Source organism: Peptoniphilus harei (assembly GCF_016726485.1).
Lineage (GTDB): Bacteria > Bacillota > Clostridia > Tissierellales > Peptoniphilaceae > Peptoniphilus_A > Peptoniphilus_A harei.
Map to the genome: position 1 here is coordinate 1,715,312 of NZ_CP068103.1, position 18,489 is coordinate 1,733,800.

23 protein-coding genes are annotated in these 18,489 nt (G+C 32.5%); all 23 read left to right on the top strand.

Features of this window, described 5'->3' with window-relative positions; all coding sequences use genetic code 11:
• Window positions 1-47: 47 nt before the first annotated feature.
• The 23 genes from prmA (at window position 48) to I6I93_RS08210 (ending at window position 18,487) form a co-directional block, all read left to right on the top strand.
• A complete protein-coding gene (prmA, locus tag I6I93_RS08100; RefSeq protein ID WP_070700989.1) occupies window positions 48-953 on the top strand; it encodes a 50S ribosomal protein L11 methyltransferase in 906 nt (301 codons plus the stop codon).
• Entirely contained in the window at window positions 946-1,635 is a 690-nt protein-coding gene (locus I6I93_RS08105) for an RsmE family RNA methyltransferase (protein WP_112890128.1), read from the top strand. The genes prmA and I6I93_RS08105 overlap by 8 nt, the downstream gene beginning before the upstream one ends.
• A complete protein-coding gene (gene mtaB, locus I6I93_RS08110) occupies window positions 1,635-2,933 on the top strand; it encodes a tRNA (N(6)-L-threonylcarbamoyladenosine(37)-C(2))-methylthiotransferase MtaB (RefSeq protein ID WP_112890129.1) in 1,299 nt (432 codons plus the stop codon). The genes I6I93_RS08105 and mtaB overlap by 1 nt, the downstream gene beginning before the upstream one ends.
• Window positions 2,934-3,317: a DUF1284 domain-containing protein gene (locus I6I93_RS08115; protein ID WP_070700994.1), complete on the top strand. Its 384-nt coding sequence runs from the start codon at window positions 2,934-2,936 to the stop codon at window positions 3,315-3,317.
• Between the two features lie 2 nt (window positions 3,318-3,319).
• Window positions 3,320-3,658: a histidine triad nucleotide-binding protein gene (locus I6I93_RS08120; RefSeq protein ID WP_112890130.1), complete on the top strand. Its 339-nt coding sequence runs from the start codon at window positions 3,320-3,322 to the stop codon at window positions 3,656-3,658.
• Between the two features lie 194 nt (window positions 3,659-3,852).
• Window positions 3,853-4,692, top strand: a complete 840-nt coding sequence (locus I6I93_RS08125) for a patatin-like phospholipase family protein (RefSeq protein ID WP_112890131.1) — start codon at window positions 3,853-3,855, stop codon at window positions 4,690-4,692.
• Window positions 4,693-4,707: 15 nt separating this feature from the next.
• The gene (locus tag I6I93_RS08130; RefSeq protein ID WP_112890132.1) at window positions 4,708-5,466 is read left to right on the top strand and encodes a TVP38/TMEM64 family protein; all 759 of its coding nucleotides are present in this window, start codon (window positions 4,708-4,710) and stop codon (window positions 5,464-5,466) included.
• 135 nt (window positions 5,467-5,601) lie between these two features.
• Window positions 5,602-5,781: a 30S ribosomal protein S21 gene (gene rpsU / locus I6I93_RS08135; protein WP_005957648.1), complete on the top strand. Its 180-nt coding sequence runs from the start codon at window positions 5,602-5,604 to the stop codon at window positions 5,779-5,781.
• Window positions 5,782-5,794: 13 nt separating this feature from the next.
• The gene (locus I6I93_RS08140; protein ID WP_070701002.1) at window positions 5,795-6,238 is read left to right on the top strand and encodes a GatB/YqeY domain-containing protein; all 444 of its coding nucleotides are present in this window, start codon (window positions 5,795-5,797) and stop codon (window positions 6,236-6,238) included.
• 104 nt (window positions 6,239-6,342) lie between these two features.
• Window positions 6,343-7,254: an HAD family hydrolase gene (locus tag I6I93_RS08145; protein WP_112890133.1), complete on the top strand. Its 912-nt coding sequence runs from the start codon at window positions 6,343-6,345 to the stop codon at window positions 7,252-7,254.
• A gap of 153 nt (window positions 7,255-7,407) precedes the next feature.
• Window positions 7,408-8,130: an NfeD family protein gene (locus tag I6I93_RS08150; RefSeq protein ID WP_112890134.1), complete on the top strand. Its 723-nt coding sequence runs from the start codon at window positions 7,408-7,410 to the stop codon at window positions 8,128-8,130.
• 8 nt (window positions 8,131-8,138) lie between these two features.
• On the top strand, window positions 8,139-9,131 hold the full coding sequence (gene floA, locus I6I93_RS08155) for a flotillin-like protein FloA (protein WP_112890135.1): 993 nt from the start codon (window positions 8,139-8,141) through the stop codon (window positions 9,129-9,131).
• On the top strand, window positions 9,131-9,811 hold the full coding sequence (locus I6I93_RS08160) for a hypothetical protein (protein ID WP_112890136.1): 681 nt from the start codon (window positions 9,131-9,133) through the stop codon (window positions 9,809-9,811). Before floA ends, I6I93_RS08160 begins: the two co-directional genes overlap by 1 nt.
• Window positions 9,812-9,892: 81 nt before the next feature.
• Window positions 9,893-10,906 carry a PhoH family protein gene (locus I6I93_RS08165; protein ID WP_112890137.1) on the top strand — a complete coding sequence of 338 codons (1,014 nt, stop codon included), beginning with the start codon at window positions 9,893-9,895 and terminating at the stop codon, window positions 10,904-10,906.
• Window positions 10,906-11,352, top strand: coding sequence for an rRNA maturation RNase YbeY (gene ybeY, locus I6I93_RS08170; protein ID WP_112890138.1), 447 nt, complete (start codon window positions 10,906-10,908; stop codon window positions 11,350-11,352). Before I6I93_RS08165 ends, ybeY begins: the two co-directional genes overlap by 1 nt.
• A 4-nt stretch (window positions 11,353-11,356) precedes the next feature.
• The gene (locus I6I93_RS08175) at window positions 11,357-12,064 is read left to right on the top strand and encodes a diacylglycerol kinase (protein WP_112890139.1); all 708 of its coding nucleotides are present in this window, start codon (window positions 11,357-11,359) and stop codon (window positions 12,062-12,064) included.
• Window positions 12,065-12,478 (top strand): cytidine deaminase, encoded by a 414-nt coding sequence (locus I6I93_RS08180; protein ID WP_112890140.1) that lies wholly within the window; start codon window positions 12,065-12,067, stop codon window positions 12,476-12,478.
• Window positions 12,465-13,370 carry a GTPase Era gene (era, locus tag I6I93_RS08185; RefSeq protein ID WP_112890141.1) on the top strand — a complete coding sequence of 302 codons (906 nt, stop codon included), beginning with the start codon at window positions 12,465-12,467 and terminating at the stop codon, window positions 13,368-13,370. The genes I6I93_RS08180 and era overlap by 14 nt, the downstream gene beginning before the upstream one ends.
• 28 nt (window positions 13,371-13,398) lie before the next feature.
• Window positions 13,399-14,058, top strand: coding sequence for a DNA repair protein RecO (gene recO, locus I6I93_RS08190; RefSeq protein WP_070701317.1), 660 nt, complete (start codon window positions 13,399-13,401; stop codon window positions 14,056-14,058).
• A 10-nt stretch (window positions 14,059-14,068) separates the two neighbouring features.
• Window positions 14,069-14,953: a glycine--tRNA ligase subunit alpha gene (locus I6I93_RS08195; RefSeq protein WP_070701019.1), complete on the top strand. Its 885-nt coding sequence runs from the start codon at window positions 14,069-14,071 to the stop codon at window positions 14,951-14,953.
• Complete coding sequence (gene glyS, locus I6I93_RS08200; protein WP_112890142.1) at window positions 14,946-17,015, top strand: glycine--tRNA ligase subunit beta; 2,070 nt, start codon at window positions 14,946-14,948, stop codon at window positions 17,013-17,015. The genes I6I93_RS08195 and glyS overlap by 8 nt, the downstream gene beginning before the upstream one ends.
• A 12-nt stretch (window positions 17,016-17,027) precedes the next feature.
• A complete protein-coding gene (locus I6I93_RS08205) occupies window positions 17,028-17,657 on the top strand; it encodes a CBS domain-containing protein (RefSeq protein WP_070701023.1) in 630 nt (209 codons plus the stop codon).
• 8 nt (window positions 17,658-17,665) lie between these two features.
• Entirely contained in the window at window positions 17,666-18,487 is an 822-nt protein-coding gene (locus I6I93_RS08210) for a pyruvate, water dikinase regulatory protein (protein WP_112890143.1), read from the top strand.
• The last annotated feature ends 2 nt before the right edge of the window (window positions 18,488-18,489 follow it).

The window sequence follows — 18,489 nt, forward strand, 5'->3', positions numbered from 1 at the left end:
AATTGTATAAAAAAATTATCTATAATATAATGAAACAAGGTGATTAGATGAAATACATTGAAATGACAATAAATACTTCAAAGGATAAAAAAGATATCATTGAAGGAATTCTATTTGATTATGGAATTTATACAACAGAAGAAATTTCTAGCGACATAGTGGATGAGCTTGACCAAGATGAGAAGGATTGGGACTTTATTGACTATCCTCTTTTAAATTCAAATGAAGATATCTTTGCTCTTAGGGTTTATCCAGAAAATATGGAAGATGCAAATAATTTAAAGGCTGAGTTAAGTGAAAAGAAACTTGGTCAATGTCTTGTTGAAGAAAAGGACGATGAAGACTGGGCGAATAATTGGAAAAAATATTATAAACCACTAGAAATTGGCGAAAAGCTTGCCATAGTTCCTGAGTGGGAAGATTATGACAATGATAATAGAGTCGTTATAAAAATTAATCCAGGTATGGCCTTTGGTACAGGAACTCACGAGTCAACTTATATGTGCCTTGAACTCTTAGAGAGATATGTAAATAAAGACGATGATATTTTTGACATAGGTTGTGGTTCAGGCATACTTGCTATAGCAGGTCTAAAACTTGGGGCAAAGAAAGCTCTTGCAGTTGATATAGATGATAAGTGCATTGATGCTTCTCATGAAAATGCAGGTCTAAATAATCTTGAAGACAAGGTGGAAATTAAGAAGGGAAATCTTCTTGATGTTGTTAAGGGAAGAGCAGACCTAATAGTTTCCAATATTATTGCAGAAATAATTGTAGATGAGATCAAAAATCTCAAGAACCACATGGAAAAGGGTGGAATTTTTATAACTTCTGGAATTATAAAAGAGAGAAGGCAAATGGTAATTCATGCCCTAGAAGAAAATGGTTTTGAAATCATTGACGAGTTAGAAAAAAATAATTGGGTTGCCATTGTAGGAAGATTAAATGTATAGATTTTTTGAAGATAGAAGGTTTGAAGGTAATACAAATCTTAAAGAAGAAACCCTCCACCACCTTAGAAATGTAATTAGGATAAATGATGAGGAAGTCTTTCAAGTTGTTTTTGAAGATGGGATTTTTTCTTTCGCTTATGAAGGTGGAAAAATAAAAAATCTTGGGGAAGTTCAAGAATCCAATGAATCTAAGGTGAGACTTTCCTTATTTTTTAGTGTCCTCAAAAACAACAAGTCTGAAGATGTCCTAAGGCATGCAACAGAAATTGGGGTTAGCGATTTTTATCCAGTCATAATGGATAGGACAATACCAGATATTTCTAAGAAAAAAGAAAAGAAAATGGAAAGATTTCAAAAAATCGTAGAATCTGCTGCAAAGCAATCAAAAAGAGATGTCATACCTCTTGTTCACGACATAATAAAGACAGAAGATATTTTAAAGTTTTCTGGAGATTTAGTTTTATGTTATGAAGATGAAAATAAGACCCAATTAGGGGAAATAACAAGATCTCTTAGCAACAATATTGGACTTGTCATTGGTCCAGAGGGTGGCATATCAGAAAGAGAACTTGAAATTTTGAGTGAAGCTAAAAAAGTTGGACTTGGCAGGAGAATACTTCGCGCAGAGACTGCAGCTATAAGTGCTTCATTTTATATAATACACGCAAAGGAGTGTGAGTAATGGAAAAAACTTTTTCAATTTTAACTCTTGGCTGTAAGGTTAACCAGTACGAATCAGAAGCCATGAGTGAACTTTTTGAAAGTAGGGGATATAGACAAGTTGAAAATGATGACTTTAGTGACGTTTATATTGTTAATACTTGCACAGTTACAAATTTATCAGATAGAAAATCAAGACAGTTTATTAGAAAATCAAAGAAAAACAACCCAGATTCAGTTGTGGCAGTAGTAGGTTGCTATTCACAAGTTTCTCCCGATGAAGTAAAAAGTATTGAGGGAGTTGATGTTGTTGTTGGAACAACTGAAAGAGATAGGATTGTTGACTTAATTGAAGAGTCTAAAGAAAATGATGAAAAAATAAATATTGTTAAGAACTTAAAAAATGTACGTGAGTTTGCAAATACGACAAACTTTGACAGTAACAACAGGACTCGTGCTTATATGAAGGTCCAAGATGGTTGCAACAGATTTTGCACCTACTGCATAATTCCCTTTGCAAGAGGACCCATTAGGTCTAGAACAATTGAAGACTCAGTAAGAGAGGCAAGAACACTTGCAGATAGGGGCTTTAAAGAAATTGTCTTAACAGGAATTCACATTGGGTCTTTTGGCAAGGACATTGGCGATATGAGATTAATTGACCTAATCGAAGCTATTGCTGAAGTTGATGGAATCGAAAGAATTAGACTTTCTTCAGTTGAACCGCTTATTATTACAGATGAATTTATGGAAAGAGCAGTAAAGACAGGAAAATTATGCGATCACTTCCATCTTTCCCTTCAAAGTGGATCTAACAATATCTTAAAGGCAATGAATAGAAGGTACACTCGTGAAGAATATATTGAAAAGGCAAAAATAATTAGAAAATATATGCCTCATGCAGGACTAACAACTGATATAATAGTTGGCTTCCCTGGAGAAAGTGATGAAGATTTTGAGGATTCAATGAATATTGTAAGAGAAGTTGGATTTTCAAGGATTCATGTCTTTAAATATTCCAAGAGGAAAAATACAAAAGCTGCTGAAATGAAAAATCAAATTGATGGCAATATTAAAAAAGAAAGGTCTGAAAAATTAATTGCACTTGGGGAAGAATACCAAGAAATATTTGAAAGAGAAAACATGAAAACCCCTCAATCAGTTTTATTTGAAGAAGAACATGATGGAGTATATTATGGCTACACAACAAACTACATCAGAGTTAAGGCAAAATCTGAGGAGGACCTTACGAATAAAATTAAGAAAGTAAAAATTTTGGACACAGGTGAAATTGCAAATTGTGAAGTTATTGGTGATTAAATGTTAAAGATTAGAGCACACCACCTCTTGTGCACAGAAAACTTTGTTGGTGAGGGTTACAGTGATGACTTTTCAAAAAATATGGCAAAAGTCATTGGACAGCTAAAAGAGAATCCGAAAGTTAAATTACTTGCAGACCTTGACGATATTTGTGGTCCTTGCCCAGAAAATCTCGGGACTAGGTGCGAGAATGATGACTTGGTAAAATCTTATGATAAAAAAGTTTTAGAAGTTTTAAACTTATCAGAAGGTGAAATTTATTCATGGGCCGACATAAGAAAGCTTGCCTGTGATATAATATTTGCAAAGAATAGGCGAGAAGAGATTTGCGGAGAATGTCAGTGGAATGAACTCTGCAAAGAAGTTGAAGCCAAAAGGAGGTAAGTATGGACTGTTTATTTTGTAAAATAATTAAGGGAGAGATTCCTTCAACAAAACTTTATGAAGATGAACTTGTGTATGCTTTTAGAGATATAGACCCACAAGCTCCTACTCATTTTTTGATTGTTCCTAAAGAGCACATTGGATCAGCTGATGATCTTGATGAAGACCATAAAGAACTAATAGGTCACATCTTCTTAGTTGCGAAAAAGCTTTGTGCAGAAGAAGGGCTTACAAAGGGATACAGGATTGTAAATAATTGCAAAGAAGACGGAGGTCAAACTGTAGATCATCTTCACTTTCATGTACTTGGAGGAAGAAGTTTAAATTGGCCACCAGGTTGATAAAAAACTTTACTAATGCCGGGATTATGTCCTGGCATTTTTTTATTTGTCTAATAACTTATGATAAAAAAATTTTTAATTAAAAATTTGTAACACTTTTAGACTTTTGGTTATATCAATAATTGAAAATATTTAATATAATAAATTTAAGAATACATTATGGGAAAACAGACTCTAAAGAAGGAAGATGATTTATGAAATTAGGATTTGTTGATGTTGGTGGAGGAACACGTGGAATTTATGGAGCAGGAGTTTTTGATTATTTAATGGAAGAGGGCATAAGCGGAGACTACTTTATTGGAGTTTCTGCTGGAGCTGCTAATGGTGCGTCTTTTCTTGCCAAGCAACCAAGAAGAAATTTTGTCTTTTATAATAATTATGCCTTTAGAAAAGAGTATATGAGTCTTAAAAATTATTTAAAAACGGGTTCATATATTGATTTAGATTATATCTATTCAGACCTAAGTGCATCAAATGGGGAATATCCTCTTGACTATAAAACTATGATGGAAAATCCCATGGAATTTGAAATAGTTGCAACAGATGCAAGGACAGGCAGGCCAAAATATTTTAATAAGAAAGATCTTATTATAGATGAGTATGATCCAATTAAAGCATCATGTTGCGTTCCAGTCCTTTGTAATCCTTATGAGGTTAAGGGAGTCCCTTACTTTGATGGCGGGCTGTCTGACCCAATTCCTTATAAGAGAGCCTTTGAAGCAGGTTGCGATAAGGTTATTCTTGTTCTAACAAGACCCAAAGATTTTTTTAGGGAAAAGAGAAAGGACAAAAAGTTTGTAAGATTACTTAGAAGAAATTATCCAAGAGTTTCAAAAGCTTTTGCAAAGAGATATGAAGTTTACAATCAAAGTCTAAGGGAAGCAATCGAACTTGAAAAGGAAAATAAAATAATAATTATAGCTCCAAGTGACATTGGAAACCTAAAAACACTAAGTCAAAATCATGAACAATTAGAAAACTTATATGAAATGGGTAGAAGGGATGCAAAGGAAGCACTAAATTTAAAATTATAAAAATGAGATGATTATATGAAAAATATAAAAGAAAAGTTAAAACAAATAGAAGATAGGGGAGAAAAAAGCAATAACTTAAGTGAGAGCGATAAAAATATAAAAAACAGGTTCAAAAAAATCCAAATTGTTGCCTTAGTTTCTTTTTCGTTAATAATAATACTTTTAATCTTAACTCGAAGTGGAAATATGAGTATTGATTCTATAATTGAAAACGCAAGTGGTAACCCAAGGAAGTCCATTATTTCTCTTTTAAGTCTATTTGCAGTTAAGAGCCTTACAATTATAATTCCTCTGCCATCTCTTTACCTAGCAAGTGGAATTTTATTTAAACCAGCAAAAGCTATTTTTGTCAGCTATCTTGGTTTAGCCATTACACTCACAATTCCTTTTGTATTGGGAAGATGGTCCGGTACAGAAGAAATGGATTATCTAAAGAAGAAATATCCCAAAATTGATAAACTTGTTGAGATGCAAAAGAAAAATGAATTTCTTGCAAGTTTTATAATCAGGCTAATAGGTTGGTTTCCCTGTGATATTTTAAGTTTTTATTTTGGAGCCTGTAAGACCAATTATATAAAATACATAACTTCATCATTATTAGGTGCGTCTATTGGAGTTATAACAAACACCCTTCTTGGAGATGTTATCTTAAATCCACTTTCTTGGCAGTTTATGGGGCTAATGCTAATAAAGATTTTAATTTCGGCTTCTGTCATTGGAATAACTTATCTTGTTAACAAGAAGAATGAAAGAAAAAATCGCGAACTTAGATAGATAAAATAAAAAAAATATTTGAAAAAATTAAATTTTAAATAAGAAAAATATTATTGAAGTTTTGGGATTTATAGAGTATAATAAACCTAAATTGGCCGAAAGGCCATACTCTTTTCTACGAGAGGAGGTTAAAAAATGTCCGAAATCAGGGTTGGTGAAAACGAATCTTTAGACAATGCTCTAAAAAGATTCAAAAGACAATGTGCCACAAGTGGAGTTCTCAAAGAAGTAAGAAAAAGAGAACATTACGAAAAACCAAGTGTTAGAAGGAAGAAAAAATCCGAAGAGGCACGCAGAAAAAAACACAGATACTAAAGAGGGTGTTCTTATGTCTCTAAAAGAGAGACTCATGGCAGATCTAAAGGATGCTATGAAAAATAAAGATAAACTTCGAAAAGATGTTATCACCATGGTTCGTGCAGCTATTAAACAAAAAGAAGTAGATGAACGAGTTGAGCTTACTGACAGTGATGTTGAAAACATTATTGGAAAACAGCTAAAAGAAAAGAAATCGTCAATTGAAGAATTTAAAAAAGGTAATAGAGAAGACTTGGTTGAACATACTAACCAAGAAATTGAAATATTACTTGATTACTTACCTGAGCAATTATCAGATGAAGAATTAAAAGGAATTATACAAAAAGTAATTGACGAAAATGAAATAACATCAATGAAGGATATTGGAAAATTAATGAAAAATGTCATGCCATTAATTAAGGGCAAGGCAGATGGCAAGCAAGTCAATGCTATTGCCAGAGAATTATTAAATTAAAACTCGGGGAATTTCCCTGGGTTTTTTTTTTACAGATTTTTATATTTAACATATTGAAATTAAATAATATTTTAAAGAAATTGAAAATTTCAAGAGGAGTATTTATGTTTAATGATAATTATTCAAGAAGAAATAAGGGAAAAAAACCTGTTATAGCTATATGCTATGACTTTGATAAAACACTAACACCTAATGAGATGCAGGCTCAAGGATACATTCAATCTTTGGAATATAAAGTTAGTGAATTTTGGAATAAGTCTAATGGTATGGCAGAAGATAATGATATGGACGAAAACCTAGCCTACATGTATATGATGGTAAAAGAATCAATAGACCATCATAAGTTAGATAGGAAGACTTTAGAAGAATATGGTTCTGAGGTTAATTTATTTCCAGGTGTTGAGGATTGGTTTAAACGCATACGAGAATACGGCGCTGAGAGAGGCGTTATTGTAGAGCACTATATAATTTCTTCAGGAATTAAAGAAATGATAGAGGGAACAGATATTGCCAAGAAGGGTGAATTTGAAAAAATATATGCCAGTTCCTTTTATTACAATGAAGAGGGTGTGGCAGAGTGGCCAGCACAAGTTGTGAATTATACCAATAAAACTCAGTTTTTATTTAGGATTCAAAAGGGCACTTTGGATATTAATGATCCTGGCATTAATGACTTTTTTCCTCCTGATGAAATAAGAGTCCCCTTTAGAAATATTGTATATATTGGAGACAGTGATACTGATATTCCATGTATGAAGCTTGTTAATACTTATGGAGGATATTCTATTGGAGTTTTTGATCCTAAGCATAAACATTCAAAGGATAAAGTTTATAAAATGATTAAGGATAAGAGAATAAAATATTTTGCTCCAGCGGACTACAGGGAAGATGGAAAGTTAGATTTGATAATAAAAAACATAATAGAAAGAACAGTTTTTAATGAAAAATTAGAATCTACACATTATACTTGTATTAGAGAAGCATATGAAGATGAGAAGAAAAGCCCAATAGATTAATAATAAAAAATAAAAATAAAATTTATATATTTTTTACAAACAAAATGTTTTTTATTAATAAAGAAAATATAAAATGAATTTATAAAAGAACTAGTAGATTTTAAAAGTTAGAAATTTGGGGTAAAATTATAAAAAATAGAGAAGGAGGTTAAATTGAAAAAACTAAATAAAATATTTTATAGTCTCCCAATTTTAATGATATTAATAAATTTTGTTTATGCACAAGATGGAAGTGGAAGATCTATAGAAAGTATTTTTTCAAATGATTATGTTTTTACAGCCTTATTAATTATTGCAATTGTCACAGCTGTCTTTGAAATAATGACTCCAGGCTTTGGAATATCTGGGATCTTATCAATAGCTGCTTTCATTACCTTTTTCTGGGGCTCAATTAAGATGGGCAATACAAACTTTTTTGAAATATCTCTTTTTGTGGTAGGTCTACTTTTATTAGCCTTTGAAATTATGATACCTGGATTTGGTGTAGCTGGAGTAAGTGGAATTATCGCAGTCTCTACTGGACTAGTTCTATCTATGAGCGACTTGTATTTTGCCCTATTCTCTTTAGCATTAGCCCTAGTCATAGCCTTAATCCTTGGTTATGCACTTTTTAAAAGAGGTATTAAGTCTGATGCAATAAATAAACTCAGACTTTTTAAAGAAAGTTCTAGTGAGGAAGGTTATTTAAGCGTAGAAACTGAAGAAGTTTCGCCAGGTGATGTTTTAATAACTAAGACTCCTCTTAGGCCAACAGGATTTGCCCTAATTGGAGATAGGAAGATAGAAGTAGTGTCAGACGCTGGATTTATTGGTAAAGATGAATCTGTAGTTGTTGTTAGAATTAGCGGCGCAATAGTTTACGTCGAAAAGAATTAGGAGGATTTATGTCTAATTATCCAATTGGAAGTATATTTATAATTGCAGTAATAATCATAGTAGTTTCTATGTTCTTGTCCTTTGTACCAGTTGGGCTTTGGGTAACTGCATTTTTCTCTGGTGTTAAAATTAAGATATCAGAGCTTATAGGAATGAAACTTAGAAGAGTTAAGCCATCAAGAATTGTTAGACCAGCTATAAAGGCGACTAAGGCTGGACTTAATCTAGAAATTTCAAGTCTTGAAGCTCACTATCTTGCAGGTGGTAATGTAAATACCCTTGTGGATGCTCTTATAGCTGCTCAAAGGGCCAATATACCTCTTCAATTTGAAAGAGCAGCAGCAATTGACCTTGCAGGTAGAGATGTTCTGGAAGCAGTTCAAGTTTCTGTTAATCCAAAAGTTATTGAAACACCAAATATTTCTGCTGTTGCACAAGATGGAATCGAAGTTATAGTTAAGGCTAAAGTTACTGTTAGGGCCAACATAGAAAGACTAGTTGGTGGTGCAGGTGAACAAACTATTATTGCTAGAGTTGGTGAAGGTATTGTAACAACTGTAGGTTCCTCACAAAGCTATAAGTCAGTTTTAGAAAACCCTGATTCAATTTCAAGAGTAGTATTAGATAAGGGACTTGACTCAGGTACAGCTTATGAAATTTTATCGATTGATATTGCTGATGTTGACGTAGCAAGAAATATTGGTGCAAGATTACAAACTGACCAAGCTGAAGCTGATAAGAGAATATCTGAAGCCAAGGCATCTGAAAGACGTGCTATGGCCCTTGCTCGTGAACAAGAAATGAAGGCTGAAGTAGAAGCTATGAGGGCAAAGGTAGTTGAAGCAGAATCTCAAGTTCCTATTGCCATGGCAGAAGCTCTAAAAAGCGGAAAACTTGGAGTCTTTGATTATTATAAAATGCAAAATTTAAACTCTGATACTGATATGAGAAAGTCAATTTCTAAAATTCCTGAAAGAAACCACAAGAAGGAAAATAAATAATGGGACCTGTTTTTAGCCTTTTGATTGGTATTATTTCTCTCATGCCAGCTATAATCTTTATTGTAATCTTTAAAGTCCTAATCACTATTTTAAATAGGGGCAAGAAAAAGGTTACAGAAGATTTTTATGAGGATGAGAGAAGAAATAATAATTCTAAAGGTTCTCGAGGAAACACATCATCAGATTCAGAAAGTTTAATAGATGAAATAAAAAGAATAATCAAAGAAGAAAAGGAAAAAGAGAGAGAAAAAGAAAAAAGTAAAGACAAGAAAGAAAGCTTAGGTAAAAGTTTTAAAGAAATTTTCAATGAAGAAAAAGATAAATCTAAAAATAAAGTTAAGGAAAAAAAGGATAAGAAATTAATCAATAAAGATCCTATTTATGCTCAAAGAGAATTAAAAGAAAAGATTTTAGAAAAAAAGTCTTCCCTTGATGAAGATTCCAGGAAATCAAAAATTAAACCTGATAAGGAAATCTTGGAGGGTTCTATGAATCTTGAAAAGATGCCTGATAAAATTTTTGACAGTGAATTCATAAAAGAATGTGAATCTGACAGGGTGATTTATGAAGATGAAGAGGATCAAGTTTCAACTGGGGATTTTCTAAACTTTGATGAAGATGATTTACCTAAAATTCAAATATATAAAGAAATTTTTGATAAACCTTTAAGTCTAAGATAAATCAAGGCTTGCTTTCCATAATATATGGAAAAGTAGGCCTTTTTATGATATTATTAAAGTCATGTTTAAGGGGGTATATTTTTGGCAAAAATGGAAAAATCCATTGAAATTAATGATATAAATTTAATGTCAATTGTATTTGGAAAGTTAGATGAAAATATTAATCTTATAGAGAAAGAACTTGCTCTTAATATAAAATCTAGGGCAGATAAAATTTTTGTAAGTGGTGAAGAAGATGCAGTTGAAGATGGAGTAATACTATTAACAAACTTAGTTGAGACTGCTAGGAAACAAAATAGCTTGAGCCTATCTGATGTAAGATATGCTATTTCACTTATAAAAAACAATGAAAAGAGACCTGTCTCTGAACTTTTAAAAGACACTCTTGTATATACATCTATGGGCAAGCCAATAAGGGCAAAGACTCTAGGGCAAAAGAGATATATTGACAATATAAATAACAACGACATTGTTTTTGGAATTGGGCCTGCTGGTACAGGTAAGACTTATCTTGCTATGGCTGCAGCAGTTCGTGCTTTTAAAGCAAAGGAAGTCAATAGAATAATACTTACAAGACCTGCTGTTGAAGCTGGAGAGAACCTAGGCTTCTTGCCAGGAGATTTGCAAAATAAGGTTGATCCTTACTTGAGACCACTTTATGATGCCCTCTTTGAAATACTTGGACACGACACATATAACAATTTATTTGAAAAAGGATTAATTGAAGTTGCACCCCTTGCTTATATGAGGGGTAGGACCCTGGATTCAGCTTTTGTAATCCTAGATGAGGCACAAAACACTACAAATGAGCAGATGAAGATGTTCTTAACAAGGCTTGGATACGGGTCTAAGGCAATTGTAACTGGTGACGTTACACAAATTGATTTGCCAAGTGGCAAGCAATCTGGATTAAAAACCGTACTAAAAATTCTTGCTGGAGTTAAGGGTATAGGAATAACTTATCTAAATAAAAATGATATAGTTCGTCATGCTCTAGTTCAAAGAATTATTGATGCTTATGAAAAATATGAAAAGACAAATGATAAGAGCAAAAAGGTAATTGAAGCTAAAAAGTCAAAGAATTGGAGTAAATAATGGAAGTTTACTATGACGACAGGCAAGATGATATTGAAATAACAGAAAAAATAAAATCTCTAGTTGAAAAATCCATAGCTTCTGTATTAAAAGTTGAAGAAATTGATGATGAGGTTGAAGTTTCAGTTTCCTTTGTTGGTGATGAAGAAATAAGAGACCTCAACAGGGACTACAGAGGAGTTGATAGGTCCACTGATGTATTGTCGTTTCCTATGGATGATGAATTTATTATAGACAAGAGGATTCTTGGAGATGTTATAATAAATACAAGAAGAGTTATGGAACAAGCAGAAGAGCTTGGTCATTCTCATGAGAGAGAATTATCATATTTGACAGTCCACAGTATCCTTCATCTTTTAGGCTATGACCATATAGATGATGAAGACAAAAAGAAAATGAGAGAAAGAGAAAAGTTATCCATGAAGGAACTTGAAATTTATAGGTGATTTTATGAAAAAGGGACGTTTTATTTCATCTTTTAACTATGCTGTTCAGGGTATTATCTCTGTTTTAAGAACAGAGAGGAATATGAAATTCCATTACCTTGCTGCTCTTGGAATTATCATCCTGTCACTTTTTTTTGATATATCGTCTACAGAATTTCTACTTATGCTCTTTGCCATAACCCTAGTAGTATTTGCAGAAATGATCAACACAGCAATAGAGAGGACTATTGACTTAGTAGTTCAAGAATACAACCCTATTGCAAAGTATGTAAAGGACGTTTCGGCAGGCGCTGTTTTAATTACGGCTCTTAATGCTATTGTTGTTGCTTATCTAGTTTTTTATGACAAATTTGCATCCTTTGGCGACCTGCTCTTATTTAAAATAAAAAATATGCCAAATCACTTGGCCTTCGTGTCTCTACTTATAATTATAATAGCGACAGTTGGTGCTAAACTTTTAATGGCGAAAAAAAGTGGTGGCACTTACTTTCAAGGTGGCGGACTAAGTGGTCACTCTGCAATTTCTTTTTGTGCAGCAACAATAATAACTATGATTGCGGAAAATTCACTTATCACACTTTGTTCCTTTGGGCTTGCCTTTCTAGTTGCAGAAAGTAGGGTTGAAGGGAAGATACACAAGGTATCTGAAGTTGTAGTTGGAGCTATACTTGGGGTTTGTGTTGCAATATTTGTTTTCAAGGTGGTAGGATAAATGGAATATAATGAATTAATTGAACTTGCGCTTGATGCAAGAGATAAAATGACATATACGCCTTACTCACATTTTAATGTGGGTTGTGCTGTTGAGATGGAAGATGGATCAGTTTACTCTGGTGGAAATATAGAAATAGTTTCTTATTCTCCAACTAATTGTGCAGAAAGAACTGCTATATTTAAAGCGGTATCTGAAGGCAAAAGAGAGATAAAAAAGATAGCAATAGTTGGGGACAGTGACTACACTTTTCCTTGTGGAGTATGTAGACAAGTTATTCGTGAATTTTCTAGAAATCCTGAAATTATAATAGCTAACTCTACAGATGACTATAAAATTTTTGGAATGGAGGATATACTACCACATTCCTTTGGTCCAGAAGATCTAGATGGAGATGAAAATGACAGAAAATAATTTTAAATCAGGATATGTATCAGTAATTGGTAGGCCAAATGTTGGTAAGTCAACATTATTAAATGCTATAATCGGAGAAAAGATTTCAGCTATTTCTTCAAAACCGCAAACTACTAGACAAAATATTACCTTTATTCACACAGATGATGAAGCACAAATAATATTTTTAGATACGCCTGGCATTCAAAAGCCTAAAAATAAGTTAGGCGAATTTATGTTAACTGAATCAAAAGAGGGAATTGAAGATTCAGATGTTATCACTTATATAGTTGACACTTCTAAGAGAATAGGTAAGGCAGAAAGGTCAATTATAGATTTACTAAAAGAATATAAGGGAAAACTACCTATTATTCTTTTAATAAATAAAGTCGACACGATAAAAAAAGAAGAGCTCTTAGAAATAATTTCTATGTATGCTGAAGAAGATATATTCGATGATATAATTCCTATTTCTGCAATGAAAAATGATGGTGTAGATATTTATCTAGAAAGCCTTAAAAAGTATTTAAAGCCTGGACCAATGTATTATCCCGAAGATATGATTACTGACAAAAATGAGAGATTCATCGTGGCAGAAATTATAAGGGAAAAGGGCTTAATGTACCTTAATGAAGAAGTCCCTCATGGTCTTGCAATCTCTATTGAAAAATTCAAAAAAAGAGAAGACAAAAACATCTATGACATTGATGCAAACATCTACGTTGAAAGAGATTCTCACAAGGGGATTTTAATTGGTAAAGGTGGATCCATGTTAAAAAGAATTGGGACTGAAGCCAGAGAGGAAGCTGAAAGACTTCTCGATGCCAAGGTGAATCTTCAAATTTGGGTTAAGGTTGAGAAAAATTGGAGAGATAGAGACAATTTGGTAAAAAGATTTGGTTACGACAAATAATTATACCCTGGGAATTGTCTTAAACGAAATGGAATTCGGTGAGTCTTCTAAAATAATTAGGGTTTTTACCAAAGAGTATGGAAAAATTTCCATTATGGTCAAGGGAGCTATGAGTCCAAGATCAAGAAACTTAAGTGTTTCTCAAGTTTTTGGTCTAAATGAATACCTATTAAAAAAGGGACAAAGTTTTTTTTATATTAGTGATTCAAAAATTTTAGAATCAAATTTTAAAATAAGAGAAAACTATGATAATTTAATTTATGCATCCTTATTACTAGAAATTATAGATAAATCTTCAATAAATGGTGAGGCCAATAAAAAGGCTTTTGACCTTTTGAGAAAAACCTTAAAATTTTTCAATTTCACCAAAGATCCCATTGGTCTTGCCTTGGCCTTTGAACTTAAGTATCTTAGCTTTATAGGTTACAGGCCTAAACTTGATATAAAAGAAAAATCTTACTTTTCCATAAGAGAAGGAATTATTGATTTTCAGGATCCTTACTCTTATTCACTGACAAGAAGGGATTTGATCTTTTTAAATTCAATTTTATATGGAAAGTTAGAAGATTTAGAAAATATAGAAGATTTCGAAAATAGCAGAAAAAAATACCTGCATAATATTATAATAAAATATATAAAATACAATTTAGATATAAGCAGTTTTAAGTCTGACAAGCTGTTTAATTAAGGAGGAAAAAATGTATTTCCAAGATTTAATAATGACATTGGAAAATTATTGGAAGGAAAAGGGAGCTATTATAATGCAACCCTACGATATTGAAAAAGGTGCTGGAACAATGAATCCAAACACTTTCTTAAGGTCTCTTGGACCTGAGGAATGGAAGGTAGTTTACGTTGAACCTTCAAGAAGACCTGCTGATGGTAGATATGGGGAAAATCCAAATAGACTATACCAACATCACCAACTGCAAGTTATCTTAAAACCATCTCCAGAGGATGTCCAACAACTTTACCTAGATTCTCTTTTTGCAATTGGAATTGACCCAAAAAAACACGACATTAGATTTGTTGAAGATAACTGGGAATCTCCTACACTTGGTGCATGGGGTCTTGGTTGGGAAGTTTGGCTTGATGGCATGGAAGTAACTCAGTTTACTTATTTCCAACAAGTAGGTGGAGTCAACCTTGATCTTGAAAGTGCTGAATTAACTTATGGACTTGAAAGAATTGCTATGTATCTTCAAAATGTTGAGTCAGTTTATGACATCCAATATAACGAAAACATTACTTATGGAGAAGTATTTAAGAAAAACGAATTTGAACACTCCAAGTATGCCTTCGAAACAGCTGATGTTGATATGCTTAGAAAACTTTTTGATATGTATGAAGCTGAAGCTCAAAGAACTATTGAAGAAGACATTGTTATAGATGCTTATGACTACACTCTTAAGTGTTCTCACGCATTTAACTTATTAGACGCTAGAGGAGCTCTTTCTGTTTCTGAAAGAACAAGCTATATTCAAAGAGTTAGAAATCTTGCAAGAATTGTAGCAAAGACACACTTAAAGCACAGAGAAGAAATGAACTATCCCCTTATAAACAGAGGTGAAATAGATGAATAAATACTTACTTGAAATTGGAGTTGAAGAGTTGCCATCAAGATTTGTCAACATGGCAATAGAACAACTTGAAGAAAAATCTCAAAAACTATTAGTTGAAAATGAACTTGGATTTGAAGATGTGAAAGTTTATGCAACTCCAAGAAGACTTAGTCTAATTATCGAAGGCTTAGATGAAAAACAAAAGGACATTACAAAAGAAGTAAAGGGACCTGCTGTAAAAATTGCCTATGACGATGAGAAAAATCCTACTAAACCTCTTTTAGGATTTATGAAATCTCAAAAAATCACTGAAGATGATATTGTAATTAAAGAAGTAAAGGGTACAGATTATGTATTTGCCCACATTTCTTCAATTGGAAAAGAATCTGCAGAAATATTAAAGGATATAATACCAGACCTTATTAAAGATATTAACTTCCCTAAAAATATGCGTTGGGGTGGTAAAAATATTAGATTTGCCAGACCAATAAGATGGGTTGTTTCACTTTTAAATGACAAGGTTGTTGAATTTGAATTTGAAGGAATCCATGTTGGAAATACAACTAAGGGACATAGATTTTTAGGTTCATCAGAAATTAAAATTGATAATGTAGAAAATTATGAAAAACTTCTAGAAGACAACTATGTAATTTTAGATCAAAACAAGAGACGAGAAATCATAAAGTATGAATCTACAAAAATTGCAAAATCTCTTGGTGGGGAAATTCACGAAAATGAAGATTTATTAGAAGAACTTACCTACATTGTTGAATACCCAAGTCCAATCAAAGGAAGTATTAAAGAAAAGTACCTAAGTCTTCCAAAGGAAGTTGTAACTACAACAATGATTGACCACTTGAGATTTACTCCTATTTACTCTCAAGATGGAGAACTTTTGCCATATTTTATTACAGTAAGAAATGGTACAAGAGATTACGAAGATATAGTAATTGCAGGAAATGAAAAAGTACTTGGAGCAAGACTTGAAGATGCTAAATTCTTCTATGATGATGACATCTCTAAGCCACTTGAAGATTATGTAGAAAATCTAGGCGGAGTTTTATTCCATGATAAGCTTGGAACAATGCTTGAAAAAGAAAAAAGGGATGGAGTTGTTGCAAAGAAAATTGCAGAATCTCTATCTTTTGCAGATGAAGCAATTGACGCAATAGAAAGAGTGGCACACTTATCTAAGGCTGATTTAACTACAAAAATGGTAATTGAATTTACAGAGCTTCAAGGTGTTATTGGAGAAATTTACGCCCTAAAATCATGCGAAAAGGATATTGTTGCTACTGCAATTAGAGAACAATATCTTCCTAAATTTGCAGGGGACGCTCTTCCAAAATCTAGTGTAGGATCAATCTTTTCTCTTGCAGATAAAATTGATACAATTGCAGGTCTATTTGCAATTGGAGAAATTCCTACTGGTTCTACAGACCCCTTTGCATTAAGAAGGTCTGCAATAGGTGTAATAAATATTATTAGAAATAATTCTTGGAAATTTGACTTAAATGAAGCTGTAGAAGCAAGTTTATACGAATACATTAATGACCTTGGATTAACATTTAACCACGAAGAAGTTATTGAAAATGTAAGAGACTTTTTCTTTGGAAGAATAAAAACAATGCTTCAAGAAGAAGGAATAAGATACGATATAATTGACTCTATCCTAATTCCTGAGAGTGAAATCCACAATATATTTGACAAAGCAAATGAATTAAATGACTGGTTTAATGAAGATAGAAGCAAATTTGTTGATGCATACAATAGAATAAACAACTTAACTAAGAATGTTGACCTATTAGAAATTAATGAAGAATTATTTAAAGAAGATGCGGAAAAAGACTTATACAATAAGTTTGTAGAAGTTGATAATAAGTTTAATGAAGCCATATCATCTGAAAATTACAAAGAAGCTATGGACTTGTTAAATGAACTAATTCCTGCAATAGATGTATTCTTTGACAATGTAATGGTAATGGATGAAGACGAAAAAGTAAGAGAAAATAGACTTGGACTAATCAATAGGATAGAGGAAAATATTCAAAAAATATTAAAAATCGAAAATATTGTGGAATAGGTCGGTGAGTAAATGAAATTCAGCGATAGGCAGACTGAAATAATTGATATTGTAAAAGAAAAGGGACCTATTACTGGCGACGACATTGCAGAAATTCTCGGACTATCTAGGGCTACAATTAGGTCTGACCTTTCTGTTCTTACTATGATAAATATATTAGGAGCAAGACCAAAGTTTGGTTATTTTTATACAGGTAAATCTATTTTTTCTCAAATTTCTAATGACCTCAAGAATTTACGATTAAAAGATTACATGTCTCTTCCTTTTTCATGTGATCAAAAGACTTCTGTTTATGATGTAGTTGTAGATCTTTTTATGGAAGATTTGTCTTCTATGTTTGTAACAGAAGGTGGGTATCTTGCAGGGATTGTGTCGAGAAAGGACCTAATTAGGTTTATGATAGGGGATGCTGATATAAAGGAGACTCCTATTAGCGTAATTATGACTAGGATGCCTAATATTTTTTATGTAGATATAGAAGACAGTGTTTATAAGGCTGCCAACTTAATTGTGACAAAGGGAATTGATGCCCTTCCTGTTGTTAAAAGAAAAAATGAAAAGGATCTTGAAGTTGTGGGCAGATTTACAAAAACCAATGTAACTAGACTTTTTGTAGATGTTTGCGACCAAGAGATAATATAGGAGGAGAAATGAATAAAGACGATAATCAACTCACTATTTTTGTAATCTCAGATTCTATTGGAGAAACTGGAGAATTAATTGCAAAGTCATCTGCAAGACAGTTTGAAAAAGAAAATTATGAAATCATCAGGTATCCTTATCACAATAGTATTGAGCAAATAAAACCAGTTCTTGAGAAGGCATCTGAAATTAAAAACAGCCTTGTAGTTTATACAAATGTTGTAAAGGAAACAAGGGACTTCATTGAAGAAAAAACTCATGAATTAAATCTTCACACAGTTGATGTAATGGGTGAGCCTCTTCTTCAAATTCAAGATATTCTAGGTTATGAACCTTTAAGAGAACCAGGCCTAATTAGAAGACTTGATGAAAATTATTTCAAAAAAGTTGAATGTGTTGAGTTCGCAGTTAAGTATGATGATGGTAAGGACCCTCGTGGTGCAAAGAAAGCTGATATATGTCTAGTTGGCATTTCAAGAACTTCTAAGACACCCCTTTCTATGTATCTTGCAAATAAACTTTATAAGGTTGCAAATATTCCACTAGTGCCAGAGGTTCCTGTCCCTAGAGAAGTTTATGAAAAAGATGTAGACAAAATAATAGGGCTTACTGCAAATCCAGAAAAAATTATCTCTGTAAGAGAACAAAGATTAAAGTCTCTTGGACTTACTTCAGGAGCAAAGTATGCTAATTATGACAGGATCAGAGAAGAATTAAACTATTCAAAACAGGTTATGGAAGAATTAGGCTGTTTTGTTATTGATGTTTCAGATAAGGCAATAGAAGAAACTGCTGAAATCATTATTAACCACATGGAATCTAGGAAGTGATT